Source organism: Commensalibacter sp. A3DC (genome assembly GCF_047307945.1).
Lineage (GTDB): Bacteria > Pseudomonadota > Alphaproteobacteria > Acetobacterales > Acetobacteraceae > Commensalibacter > Commensalibacter melissae.
Genome location: NZ_JAXOQA010000020.1, coordinates 1 through 12,841 on the forward strand (window position 1 = coordinate 1; position 12,841 = coordinate 12,841).

At 41.2% G+C, this 12,841-nt stretch carries 10 protein-coding genes; 6 read left to right on the forward strand and 4 right to left on the reverse strand.

Annotation, left to right across the window (positions count from 1 at the left end; all coding sequences use genetic code 11):
• Nucleotides 1–70: 70 nt before the first annotated feature.
• Nucleotides 71–1,273, reverse strand: a complete 1,203-nt coding sequence (locus U0839_RS03715) for a threonine ammonia-lyase (protein WP_122123881.1) — start codon at nucleotides 1,271–1,273, stop codon at nucleotides 71–73.
• Between the two features lie 18 nt (nucleotides 1,274–1,291).
• Nucleotides 1,292–1,765: a transcription elongation factor GreA gene (greA, locus tag U0839_RS03720; protein WP_110438619.1), complete on the reverse strand. Its 474-nt coding sequence runs from the start codon at nucleotides 1,763–1,765 to the stop codon at nucleotides 1,292–1,294.
• Between the two features lie 144 nt (nucleotides 1,766–1,909).
• Here greA and U0839_RS03725 point away from each other — a divergent pair, with 144 nt between their 5' ends.
• Entirely contained in the window at nucleotides 1,910–2,476 is a 567-nt protein-coding gene (locus U0839_RS03725; protein ID WP_155565758.1) for a chorismate--pyruvate lyase family protein, read from the forward strand.
• A gap of 22 nt (nucleotides 2,477–2,498) precedes the next feature.
• Here U0839_RS03725 and carB read toward each other — a convergent pair whose 3' ends face one another.
• Nucleotides 2,499–5,747 carry a carbamoyl-phosphate synthase large subunit gene (carB, locus tag U0839_RS03730; protein WP_155565757.1) on the reverse strand — a complete coding sequence of 1,083 codons (3,249 nt, stop codon included), beginning with the start codon at nucleotides 5,745–5,747 and terminating at the stop codon, nucleotides 2,499–2,501.
• 10 nt (nucleotides 5,748–5,757) lie between these two features.
• The gene (carA, locus tag U0839_RS03735) at nucleotides 5,758–7,149 is read right to left on the reverse strand and encodes a glutamine-hydrolyzing carbamoyl-phosphate synthase small subunit (RefSeq protein ID WP_155565756.1); all 1,392 of its coding nucleotides are present in this window, start codon (nucleotides 7,147–7,149) and stop codon (nucleotides 5,758–5,760) included.
• A gap of 149 nt (nucleotides 7,150–7,298) precedes the next feature.
• On the opposite strand from carA, the gene U0839_RS03740 reads away from it, so the two are divergent.
• The 5 genes from U0839_RS03740 to rpsR all read left to right on the forward strand — a co-directional run bounded on the left by U0839_RS03740 (nucleotide 7,299) and on the right by rpsR (nucleotide 12,834).
• Nucleotides 7,299–7,754 carry a GatB/YqeY domain-containing protein gene (locus U0839_RS03740; protein ID WP_155565755.1) on the forward strand — a complete coding sequence of 152 codons (456 nt, stop codon included), beginning with the start codon at nucleotides 7,299–7,301 and terminating at the stop codon, nucleotides 7,752–7,754.
• Nucleotides 7,755–7,771: 17 nt separating this feature from the next.
• Complete coding sequence (dnaG, locus tag U0839_RS03745) at nucleotides 7,772–9,598, forward strand: DNA primase (RefSeq protein ID WP_155565754.1); 1,827 nt, start codon at nucleotides 7,772–7,774, stop codon at nucleotides 9,596–9,598.
• A 254-nt stretch (nucleotides 9,599–9,852) separates the two neighbouring features.
• A complete protein-coding gene (gene rpoD / locus U0839_RS03750; protein WP_155565753.1) occupies nucleotides 9,853–11,808 on the forward strand; it encodes an RNA polymerase sigma factor RpoD in 1,956 nt (651 codons plus the stop codon).
• Between the two features lie 264 nt (nucleotides 11,809–12,072).
• Complete coding sequence (rpsF, locus tag U0839_RS03755; RefSeq protein WP_122123875.1) at nucleotides 12,073–12,555, forward strand: 30S ribosomal protein S6; 483 nt, start codon at nucleotides 12,073–12,075, stop codon at nucleotides 12,553–12,555.
• 3 nt (nucleotides 12,556–12,558) lie between these two features.
• Entirely contained in the window at nucleotides 12,559–12,834 is a 276-nt protein-coding gene (gene rpsR / locus U0839_RS03760) for a 30S ribosomal protein S18 (protein ID WP_110438356.1), read from the forward strand.
• Nucleotides 12,835–12,841 lie beyond the last annotated feature (7 nt).

A 12,841-nucleotide genomic window follows, 5' to 3' on the forward strand; every position in this document is an offset into this window, starting at 1 on the left:
AAATCATTGAATTAATTAAGGTGATTGAATACGAATTGGTTGAAATATATTCGTATTCAATCAATTCAGACTAAATTCTTTCGACAGTATATTTTTCTCGAAGGCTTTGTATAATTTCCTCTGCATGTTCTGCACTGCGTGCTTCCGCCATAATTTCGAGAATGGCCGATTGAACGCTTGAGGTCGAGAATAACCGTTGATGTGATACCTCTATGATATTTCCACCCTTTTCAGTTCCTATAATGTGGGAAATGTCAGCCAATACACCTGGACGATCAGGAATTGAGAATCTTAGACGTAATAGTCTTCCTTCCCGTAGGAGGGTTCGAAGTAGGGTGTTGGCCAATATACGTGTATCAATATTTCCCCCGCTGATGGGAAAGGCAATATTTTTACCCTTAAACCGTTCTGGATAGGTTAGAATGGCAGCCAGACCACTTGCCCCCGCTCCTTCGGTAATTTGCTTGGCATGTTCCGCTACAAGGGTTATAGAATCCTCAATGGCCTCCTCTGGGACGGAAACGATATCTTCCACATATTTTTCTATGACTTCAAAAGGATAAAAACCTAGTTTGCGAACGGCTATACCTTCCGCAATGGTTGCACCGCCAGGCGGTTTTAACGCTTTATGGGTGGCAAAGGAATATGAAAAATAACGATCGCTTTGAACACCAATTATTTTTGTGTAGGGTCTTAAAGCGGCAGCTACAACAGCACATCCTGAAATCAGTCCACCCCCGCCAACGGGAACAATCAGGTAATCAAGATCTGATTTTGTATCCTCGAAAATTTCCAGTGCCAATGTTCCCTGTCCAGCCATGACTGCGGGATCATCATAAGGATGAATGAAAACACGTCCATCTTCCTTGGCGAGTTGATTGGCATATTGGGTGGCCTCGGTAAAATCTTCACCTTCCAAAACAATCTTGGCACCCCAGGCCGCAGTTCGGTTGATTTTTGTCACAGGTGTGAATTTCGGCATGACAATAATCGCATCAATGCCTAGTAATTGTGCATGGCGTGCAACGCCTTGGGCATGGTTGCCGGCTGAAACGGTGATAACCCCCCGTTTTTTTTCCTCTTCAGTCAGCAGGGCAAGTCGGTTGGCAGCGCCACGTTCCTTGAAAGAGCCAACGGCTTGAAGATTTTCAAGTTTCAAGGTGATATCTGCATTTACTCTTTTTGACAGGGACTGACAAAACAGGGTAGGAGTGCGGATAATATTTTTATTTATCCGTTGCGCCGCATCATGGACGTCGTTAATTGAAATCATAATAGTATAAATCAGGGGTTAAGCGTAGATAACATCAAGGATTTCATAAGATCGATCTCCCCCAGGTGCAGGGACAGAGATCGTTGCTCCTTTTTCCTTACCGATCAGAGCCTTGGCCAAAGGGGATGAAATTGACAATAGACCTAATTTGATATCGGCTTCATGAAGTCCAACAATTTGAAAGGTGGACTCTTTTTCTGTTTCTTCATCAATCAAAACAACTTTTGCACCAAATTTAACAGTGTTTCCTGATAGGCTTGATGGATCGATAACCTGAGCCGATGAAATTATCTGTTCAAGTTCCAGTATGCGTCCTTCAGTAAAAGACTGGCGTTCACGCGCCGCTTCATATTCTGCATTTTCAGAAAGGTCGCCATGACTGCGTGCCTCAGCGATCGCACGTATAATTTCTGGCCTTTCTTTATCTTTAAGTCTGCGTAGCTCTTCTTCCAGACGTCGTAGCCCTTGAGCCGTCATTGGAAATTTTTGCAAAGTTGAATGTCCTTTAAGAAACAAATTAAGAATATTATATAAATACAATTGTTATTATAAACATATTTTTCTATAAAGAAAATTTTTGTAGCATATTACATTATTTTATTTCTAAATCAATTCTCAATCTCTATATTTGATTTCATGTATCATAAAAAGTTATGCTGGGCAGATCACTCCCGATGGAAATCCCGTCTTTCAACCCATGAAGATGAATGGCTGTTCAATTCGGAATCTTTGACAAAACGGTTAATTCGTTTAAGTCGAAATCAATTTTCATTAAAGCGTCTGTCTGAACAAAAACAAAAAATCAGGGAAGATGAATGCGGGATATTAGAGGTTGGTTATCCAAGTCTGAAACAGGTCAGGCAGGTTGTTTTGGAGGGACAAGGTCAAGCCTGGATATATGCCCGTAGCATTATCCTGTCCAAAGGGGAGGATTGCAGGGGAAACCTTTTTCAGGCAATTGGCAATAAACCGCTCGGGTCTGTATTATTTCAAAAAGATGTTTTTGAAAGGTCAAAAATTGAAATAACAAAATATCCTAGAGAACTCCTGCCAATTGATTATCGCCATTTTGGTTTATGGGCAAGAAGATCGGTATTCATTTGTTCCAGTCAATCAGTACTTGTGCAAGAAGTATTTTTACCGGATTTATGGAAACATATAGTCAATAAAAAAAAGCAGGTTTATAATAATCACCTGCTTTAGTTAAGAAAATGACCTTAGAATTTTAATGATTAAAATAAGATTGCAGCGGGGCCACGTCCAGTTTGCCTTCACGCAAAGCCGCAATGGCATGGACGGCGGCGGCGGCACCTGCCATAGTTGTATAGTGGGGTATATTATGGGTCAGCGCGGAATGGCGTATGTCGAAACTATCGGCGGTTGCCTGTGCACCCTGAACAGTATTGATAATTAGCTGGACTTCTCCGGAAAGGATCGCGTCGACACAGTGTGGACGACCCTCCAATACCTTGTTAACCACCTTGGCTTCAATACCAGCATTCTTTAAGGTTTCGGCTGTTCCACGTGTGGCCAGAATTTTAAATCCCATTTCTGTCAGTTTTCTGCCCAGAGGCAATAGAGAGGGGCGATCACTATGACGTACCGAAAGGAAAACATTGCCTGTTAAGGGTAAGGTTACACCGGCACCCAATTGAGATTTTGCAAAGGCACGTTCAAATGACGTGTCAATACCCATGACTTCACCTGTAGATCGCATTTCAGGGCCGAGAATGATATCTACATTGGGAAACCGCGCAAAGGGGAACACCGCTTCTTTAACGGCGACATGACCTCTAACAGAACGCTGTTTTAACGAAAAGGATCTCAATTTTTCCCCGGCCATGATTCTTGCCCCAATCTTGGCAATGGGTACCCCGGTTGCCTTTGCAACAAATGGAACAGTTCTTGAGGCGCGTGGATTGACTTCCAATATGAATATTTCATTATTCTTGATTGCATATTGTACATTCATCAATCCAACAATTCCCAAAGCTTTTGCCAGGGTCGTGGTTTGTGCCTGCAATTCTGTTACCAGGGCGGGTGAAAGGGTGTAAGGTGGAATAGAGCAGGCACTGTCACCAGAATGAATGCCGGCTTGCTCGATATGTTCCATTACACCGGCGACATAGACATCCTCTCCATCGGCCAGACAGTCTACATCGGTTTCAATGGCATCATTAAGATATTGGTCAATCAATAATGGGCCGGAAGATACATCGACACCAGCAGAGGAAAGAACCTCATTCAGATAACGATGCAGACTATTTCTATCATGGACAATTTCCATGGCTCGTCCGCCCAGCACATATGAGGGGCGAATAACCACTGGATAACCGATTTTTTCCGCAATTATTTCGGCATCTTCGGCATTATGAGCAATTCCATTTGACGGTTGCCGTAAACCAAGTTTTTGTAACAGGGCCTGAAAACGTTCCCGATCTTCTGCAAGATCAATAGCATCCGCTGGAGTACCCAATAGGGGGATGTTAGCTTCTTCCAGTGCTTTGGAAAGTTTAAGTGGCGTTTGTCCACCATATTGCACGATACATCCCTTTAAGACCCCTTTTTCCTGTTCGCGACGAATAAGCGCAATGACATCTTCTGCCGTTAGAGGTTCAAAATAAAGACGGTCAGACGTGTCATAATCGGTTGAGACAGTTTCAGGGTTGCAATTGACCATAATGGTTTCATATCCCGCTTCCCTTAAAGCATATGAAGCATGAACACAGCAATAATCAAACTCAATGCCCTGTCCAATACGGTTGGGGCCACCCCCCAAAATGACGATTTTTTCACGATCAGTTGGATGGCTCTCGCAAATTGGTGTATTAAAACCACCCTCATAGGTTGAGTACATATAAGAAGTGGAAGAGGCAAATTCACCCGCGCAGGTGTCAATTCGTCTGTAAATTGGATTAACGTTGAGTTTTTGACGATATTGAGCTATTTCCTTTTCTGACTTTTGTGTCAATTCTGCAAGCTGTTTGTCAGAAAATCCCATAGCCTTAATATTTCTTAGTTCAAATGGGTCAGAGGGCAATCCGTTTTTCTCGATCTGATTTTCAACAAGAATAATCTGTTGAAGTTGTTGTAAAAACCATGGATCAAAATGGCAGGCTTCATGGATACTTTCCAGTGAGATTCCCGCACGGATGGCTTGAGCGGCCACTAGAATTCGATTGGGTCTTGGTTGGGAAAGAGCTGCACGGAAAGAATCTTCGTCACCATCTCCGGGAATGGTTACCGGATTAAGTCCCGTCAAACCGATTTCCATAGAACGCAGACCTTTTTGAAGTGCTTCCGGGAAGCTACGTCCGATAGCCATCGCCTCACCAACAGATTTCATGCTTGTATTGAGCAGGGCAGGGGTACCAGGAAATTTTTCAAAGGTAAAGCGGGGAATCTTAACTACAATATAATCAATGGTTGGCTCAAAAGAAGCAGGTGTTGTTTTGGTAATATCGTTTTTGAGTTCGTCAAGGGTGTAACCTACCGCCAATTTGGCCGCAATTTTGGCGATGGGAAAACCGGTGGCCTTTGAAGCCAGAGCGGATGAACGCGAAACCCGGGGATTCATTTCAATAATGACCATACGTCCATTTTTTGGATTCAGACCGAACTGAACATTTGATCCACCTGTATCAACCCCAATCGCTCTCAGGCATGCAATCGAGGCATCCCGCATGCGTTGATATTCTTTATCGGTGAGAGTCAGTGCCGGTGCGACGGTGATTGAATCCCCGGTATGAATTCCCATGGGGTCAATATTTTCGATGGAACAGATGATGATACAGTTATCCGCCTTATCACGGACCACCTCCATTTCATATTCTTTCCATCCAACAATACTTTCCTCAATCAGGACTTCTGTTGTTGGAGAGGCATCCAAACCCGCACTGATGATATTTTCAAATTCATCCGTGTTGTATGCAATACCGCCCCCAGAACCACCCAGAGTAAAAGATGGACGGATGACCACAGGTAATCCAATCTCTTTTAAGGATTCTCTTGCTTCTTCCATAGAATGAGCAATGGCGCTGCGAGGGCTTTCAATACCAATGGCATCCATGGTCTCACGAAATTTCAAACGATCTTCCGCCCGGTCGATAACATCGGCTTTTGCGCCAATCAGCTCAACATTATTTTTTTCTAGAAAACCTGATTTTGCAAGGGAAATGGCGGTATTTAAAGCTGTCTGTCCCCCCATGGTTGGTAAAATGGCATCGGGTTTTTCTTTCAGAATAATGCGTTCTACCGTTTCAGGAGTAATTGGCTCGATATAGGTTGCATCAGCCATATCAGGATCTGTCATGATTGTCGCGGGATTCGAATTCAATAAAATTACGCGATACCCTTCTTCCTTCAGGGCCTTACAGGCTTGGGCACCCGAATAGTCGAATTCGCAGGCCTGGCCAATAACAATTGGACCAGCACCAATAATCATGATTGAAGATATATCAGTTCTTTTAGGCATATTGGTTACTCTATGATCTTTTATGGGAAGAGGAATGCTGATCCATCAATTCAACAAAGCGTTTGAAAAGATAATGGCTATCGGTTGGGCCGGGGCTTGCTTCTGGATGATATTGTACGGAAAAGGCCGGATAAATCTTTGAGGCAATCCCTTCGTTGGAATGGTCGAACAAATTGATATGCGTTTCGTGTACGGTATCGGGTAAGCTTTTGGGATCAACAGCAAAACCGTGATTTTGGCTGGTAATTTCAACCTTGCCCGTCTTTAAATCTTTAACAGGTTGATTTGCCCCGCGATGTCCCTGATCCAGTTTGTAAGTTTTACCGCCCAAGGCATGAGCCAAAAGCTGATGGCCAAGACAAATTCCGAAAATTGGAATATTTCTTTTTAGCAACTCCCTTAAAACTGGAACTGTATAATGAGCTGTTGCCGCTGGGTCTGCAGGCCCATTCGAAAGGAAAACACCATCAGGACTATAGCTCAATATTTCCTCAGTTGATACTGTAGCGGGAACAACGACAAGATCACATCCGACATTGACAAGATTACGAAAAATATTATATTTTGCACCGTAATCAATGGCCACGACTTTATAGGCAGGCTTGTTTTGATTTTTTTTATCGCTTTTCCAGCACCAGACATTTTTTTTCCAGGAATGGGATTTTGGACAAGTAACCTCTTTTGCGAGATCCATTCCCTTTAATCCAGGCCATCTTTTAATTTCTTTCCGTAAAAATTCCAGATCAAAATTTCCGTCTTCAGGCCAGAAGATCAAAGCATTTTGTGGACCTTTTTCACGGATAAGGAGGGTAAGGGCACGAGTGTCAATTCCATAAATTCCTGTCACATTTTGCTTTTTAAGCCAGCTGTTTAAATGACTGGTCGATCTCCAGTTGGAAGGTTCAGTAATTTTTTCTTTGATGATCAGTCCTTTTGCAACAATTGTATCTGCCTCGTTATCATCGTCGTTAGTACCTACATTTCCAATGTGTGGAAAGGTAAAGGTAATAAGCTGGCCAGCAAAAGATGGATCTGTGAGGGTTTCTTGATATCCCGTCATTCCGGTAGAAAAGCAGATTTCTCCAAGGGCAAGGTTGTTTTTTGAAGAATGGGCACCAAATCCCATTCCCCACAAGACGGTTCCATCCTCCAGTAAAAGAATGGCATTTGCTTTTGATGGGCGTTGGGTCTTTAAGCTGATAGAATTATCGTCATAATTATTTTTTTCAGGTTGCAAATCTTTTAAAGTTAATCCTGTTGCTTGTATTATTGTAGCCCAGTGTTTAGAAGGAATGGCATGAGCCTGCTTCCATTTGCGAATTGCTTCGGTAGAGACTCTGGCAATCTTGGCCGCCTTTTCAATACCGCCGAGCTTGGAAATAACTGTGTCAATATCTGTCATGTCCCTAGACCTTATGTTGGACGAATATAATTATTAATATTATATGTATATAGGATTGGGAAAAAAAATCCCAGCACTGAATGTAAATAAATATGATGGGAATTTTTTTCCTTATCAAAAAATGCTATACTTTAAGAATGGAGAAAGAAATGAGTTTGCGTGAACGTTTTAAAGAAGAATTGAAAACTGCCATGAAGGCTAAAGAGGCAGGGAAAGTCGCCACGTTACGGATGATTGGGGCCAAATTGAAGGATCTGGATATTAATGCTCGTCCAAAGGGCATTGATCAGGTTGGCGAAGATGAAATTATCGCAATGCTTAAAAGTATGGTAAAGTCCCGTCGTGAATCTGTGGAAATGTACCAAAAGGCAAATCGTCAGGATTTGGTTGAAAAGGAGCAGGGGGAAATCACGATTATTGAAACGTTTTTGCCTGCGCAACTAAATGAAGATCAAATGCGGGACGTTGTAGATGAGGCAGTGGAAAAGACAGGAGTCTCGTCTATTAAGGAAATGGGCAAGGTTATGGGTTACCTAAAGGAAAATTATGGTTCTGTTCTTGATTTTTCTAAGGTAAACGGATTGGTGAAGGCTAAACTCTCTTAATTTATTTAGGGTGATTTGTGGCGTTTGATCAAAGATTTCTGGAAGAATTGCGGCAACGTATCCCGATTCATACCGTTATCGGACGGAAAGTAAAACTTACTCGTTCAGGGCGTTTCTGGAAAGCGTGTTGTCCTTTTCATGGGGAGAAAACACCTTCGTTTTATATTTATGAGGATCATTTTCATTGTTATGGATGTGGTGTCCATGGTGATGTCATTTCCTTTGTTATGCAAAGTGAGGGAAGAACCTTTGGTGAGGCAATTAAAGAGCTTGCCGCGCTGGCGGGATTGGATATTCCTGAACAGACATATCAGGACAGGCAAAGGATTGAAAAACAGCATAGTTTATACGATGTTATGCTTGCCGCACAGGATTATTATCGTTTGGCCCTAGATACACCTTTGGCTAAGACAGGTAAGCAATATCTACTTGAACGTGGAATTCTGAAAGAAACTTTTGAAACGTTTAAACTGGGATGGTCTGGAGATGGTCGTGGAGGTCTTATCCATTTCTTAAAGGAAAAAGGATATGATCTTGAACTTATTGGTGAGGCTGGACTTCTACGAAAAAAATCTGATACTGAATGGGGTGGGGAGCTATTTTTTAATCGAGTAATTTATCCCATTCATGATCGTAAGGGTCGACCTATCGCTTTTGGCGGAAGAATTATTGGCGATGGACAGCCGAAATATTTGAATAGTCCGGAAACCCCTTTATTTTCAAAGCGTCGTACCTTATTTGGGCTAAATCATTTATCATCACTTTTTGTGAGAAAGGAGGTGGATCCATTATATAATACAGTTCTCGTTGTTGAAGGGTACATGGATGTCATTGCGTTATATCAGGCAGGATTTTATGGAGCGGTTGCACCATTGGGTACGGCTTTGACAAAAGATCAGATGGGTTTGTTATGGCGTGTAACCCCCGAACCTGTTCTCTGTTTTGATGGGGACAGGGCTGGGCACAAGGCCATGTTGCATGCAGCTGAGGAATCTTTACCGATTTTAACTTCTGAACATACATTGAATTTTTTGACACTTCCCGAAGGTGAGGATCCTGACAGTTTTGTTAAGAATCAGGGTGGAGAGGCATTTTTAAAGCTTATTCCTAAAAAACAATCCTTATGTGATGCCATATACGGGATTGTATCGGCTCATGTGGATATAAAATCCCCTGAACAACGGGCTGCGTTGAAAACGCGGCTAATTTCAATTGCTCAGCATATTGATGACAAGATTCTGTCAAAGGAATATCGCCGTATTTTATTGGATCGCTTTTATCAGCAATTCTATCCAAAAGCCGACCGATATGGAACATTTGCAAAAAAAACTGATGTAAATTTGTCAAATCGGATTCAAAAAATTGATAAGGAACAGATTGATTATAAAAGGATTTGCATTTTATTCGCTATCTTGCTGCATTATCCAGAACTTCTTTTTTCTGTGGAGTCCGCTTTTTGTCAGCTAGACTTGCCTGCAAAATTTATTAAGTTGAGAGAATTTTTTGTTGGAATTCCTTTTGAAGGAACGACCTTAGATGATAGAATAAATTTCCTTGAAAAAGAGGGTTTTTCTGATTTAATTAATGCAATTAATGATGAATTTTCTATTTCTTCTTCAGATCAATTATCGCAAAAATTTGATTTACATTTAATTGAAAAACAATGGTGGCATTTCTATGGGTTATTGAATATTCAGGAACTTGAAAACCAGGTTGAGCTGGCTCGCAAAGCATGGGTTGAATCTCCAGATGAACAGCATCAGAATATTTTTGTCGCACGTGTAAAAGCCCTTGAAATTGCCAGGACAGGTTCAAACAATGAACGGGAGGATGATTTCTTATAATAATTGTTAGCTAGGGATATGATAAAGACTTGATTTATCTTTCCGTAGATATCATGTCTAATATATGTTGCTTTAGATTTGGCTGTAAATGTTGTTTAGTAATTCTTTATAGTATTCATCGTGCGAAAGTCAGTTTTGTGAGCCAATGTTAATATTAGCAAGCATATAAATTTTATAAATAATTTAAAGCATACCTTAAAGGTAAGTTTGAAGTTAAGGTTTAGGTAGAATTAGGAAGCTTTTTTGAGGCAAAAATGGCAGTCACAACACCATCTAAAATTGAAGAAAATTCAAGTGATAACGATACAAATGTTTTGGATACACAATCCGCTGTTGTAAAACGTTTGATAAGTAAAGGGAAAGAGCGCGGTTACGTAACTTTAGATGAATTGAATGCTATCTTGCCCCAAGATAAAATGTCTTCTGAACAGATTGAAGATGTTATGGCTATTTTTTCAGAAATGAACATCCAGATTATAGAGAATGAAGAAGAGGATGCGGATGGTGAAGAATCCGAAAATGAGTCAGATAAAGATGATTCGGAAGAAACGGTTGCAACTGAAACGAATACAGGTCGAACCGATGATCCCGTTAGGATGTATTTGCGTGAAATGGGGGCGGTAGAGCTTCTTTCGCGTGAGGGGGAAATTGCCATTGCCAAGCGGATTGAGGCTGGACGGAACCAGATGATTGGGGGGTTATGTGAAAGCCCCCTGACTTTTAGGGCAATCATTGGGTGGTATGAACAGTTAAAAACCGAAGAGGTGCTGTTAAGGGATATTGTTGATCTGGAAGCAACTGAGAATGAATATGACCAGGTTGAATTGTCAAATATGGATGGTTCTTTGTCCGCTTCGCTTGATCATGATACTTCTGACGACAGTGAGGAGGAAAATGAGGATGGTGAGGAAACGGAGAGTGGCGCGGATGAAGAAAATAATCTTTCTCTTGCTGCTCTAGAGGAAAAGCACAAGGACGAGATCCTCAAACATTTCAGTGAAATTGAAAAGAACTATCCCAAATTGTATGAGTTACAGGCTCAGCGCTTGGAAACGATTCAGGCCGGTGAAAAACTTACCAGTAAATTTGAGACAAAATATGAGGCTTTAAGGGATAAGCTTATTGAAGAGGTTCAGCAAATTCATCTGCAAAGTAATAAAATCGAATTTCTTGTGGAACAGTTGAAAACGGTTTCCAAAAAGCTTGCCAGCCTAGAGGGAAGTATGTTGCGTGCAGCTGAAAAATGCAAAATTTCCCGTGATGACTTTTTATCAAAATATCATGGTCATGAATTGAATCCTGACTGGCTTGAAGCGGTTGGAAATTTACCTGGCAAATACTGGAAACTTTACGTTGAAAAATACGGTAAAGAAATTGGTCAATATCGTGATCAAATTGCCGAGCTTTCTCAAAAGGTGGGATTGCCGGTAACAGAATTTAGACGGGTTTTTTCTACAGTTTCGTATGGTGAGCGCGATGCGTCTCGTGCCAAGAAAGAAATGATCGAAGCGAATTTGCGGTTGGTCATTTCAATTGCAAAGAAATATACGAATTGTGGATTGCAATTTTTGGATTTGATTCAAGAAGGCAATATTGGTTTAATGAAAGCGGTTGATAAATTCGAATATCGTCGAGGATATAAATTTTCAACCTATGCAACTTGGTGGATTCGTCAGGCAATTACCCGTTCAATTGCCGATCAGGCTCGAACAATCCGTATTCCTGTTCATATGATTGAAACTATAAATAAATTAGTGCGGACTTCACGACAGATGCTGCATGAAATTGGCAGGGAACCAATGCCGGAAGAGTTGGCGGAAAAACTCGGGATGCCTCTGGAAAAGGTAAGAAAAGTATTAAAAATTGCTAAGGAACCTATTTCACTGGAAATTCCAGTGGGTGATGAAGAGGATAGCCATTTAGGGGACTTCATCGAGGATAAAAGTGCTGTTATTCCATTGGATGCAGCAATCCAGACAAATTTACGAGAAGCGACGACACGTGTTCTGGCTTCCTTGACCCCAAGGGAAGAACGTGTTTTGAGAATGCGTTTTGGTATTGGAATGAATACAGATCATACGCTGGAGGAAGTTGGACAGCAGTTTAATGTCACACGTGAACGTATTCGCCAGATTGAGGCAAAAGCCTTGCGTAAATTAAAACATCCAAGTCGCAGTCGCAAATTACGGTCATTTTTGGATGACAACTAAGATCCAATAAGATTTTTTCAATTTGATACAACTCTTAAAATTGTAGTCTTCTATATAGATATTTTCTAATAAACAATAAGGAAACTAATTATTTATGGAAGATTATAGTTTATAGGACTTGCATTTTTTTATTTTTTATGGTTTTTAGAAATCTTCTTTCCTGCCAAGGTTTAACGGCTATGCCTTGGCTATACCCGCTAGATGAAGGAATATATGCCAATAATTTTTTGGTAATTGGGTTGAAGTCAGCCGAAGGGAGATATTATGCCATTATATGAATGCGTGTTTATTGCACGTAATGATGTGACTCAACAACAAGTTGAAGACATTGCTAATGGAATTGCTTCTTTGATTGAAAATGAAGAAGGTTCCGTTAAAAAACGCGAATATTGGGGATTACGCAACCTTGCTTATAGAGTCAAGAAAAACCGTAAAGGTCACTATATGCTCTTGGGCATTGATGCTAAACCAGAAACCATCAAGGAAATTGAACGTCAATTTAATCTGAATGAAGATGTTTTACGTTTCCTGACCCTAAGGGTGGAAGAAATTGATGATACACCTTCTCCAACACTTTCACGTAAAGGGGATGAAAAGGAACGTACTTCAAATCGTTCTGTATCAAAAGCATCCGGTCGCTTTGACAGTGGTCGTAAACATGCTTCAGAAGATGAAGATGCTTCCGATCTGGTTGACGAAGAAGTGGTTGTTTCTTCAATCGAAGTTGAAGAGGATAGGGAGGCTTAATTCATGTCAGAAGAAATTCAGGTAAATATAGCTGCACGTCGTATTGCTGTTGGTGCTCGTCGTCCTTTTCATCGCAGACGCAAAACATGTCCTTTTTCATCAGCAAATGCACCAAAGATCGACTATAAGGATATTCGTTTATTATCTCGTTTTCTATCAGAAAGCGGTAAAATCGTTCCAAGCCGTATTACAGCCGTATCCGCAAAAAAACAGCGTGAATTGGCACAGGCAATTAAACGTGCCCGTTTCCTCGCTTTATTGCCATTTGTTCAGGATTGAGGAGGAA

What these genes read in the sequence shown, in the direction of transcription:
- rpsR (WP_110438356.1), top strand. Translation starts at nt 12,559, where the DNA reads ATGTCAGAAGAAATTCAGGTAAATATAGCTGCACGTCGTATTGCTGTT.
- U0839_RS03715 (WP_122123881.1), bottom strand. Translation starts at nt 1,273, where the DNA reads ATGATTTCAATTAACGACGTCCATGATGCGGCGCAACGGATAAATAAA.
- carB (WP_155565757.1), bottom strand. Translation starts at nt 5,747, where the DNA reads ATGCCTAAAAGAACTGATATATCTTCAATCATGATTATTGGTGCTGGT.
- U0839_RS03740 (WP_155565755.1), top strand. Translation starts at nt 7,299, where the DNA reads ATGAGTTTGCGTGAACGTTTTAAAGAAGAATTGAAAACTGCCATGAAG.
- U0839_RS03725 (WP_155565758.1), top strand. Translation starts at nt 1,910, where the DNA reads ATGTATCATAAAAAGTTATGCTGGGCAGATCACTCCCGATGGAAATCC.
- rpoD (WP_155565753.1), top strand. Translation starts at nt 9,853, where the DNA reads ATGGCAGTCACAACACCATCTAAAATTGAAGAAAATTCAAGTGATAAC.
- rpsF (WP_122123875.1), top strand. Translation starts at nt 12,073, where the DNA reads ATGCCATTATATGAATGCGTGTTTATTGCACGTAATGATGTGACTCAA.
- carA (WP_155565756.1), bottom strand. Translation starts at nt 7,149, where the DNA reads ATGACAGATATTGACACAGTTATTTCCAAGCTCGGCGGTATTGAAAAG.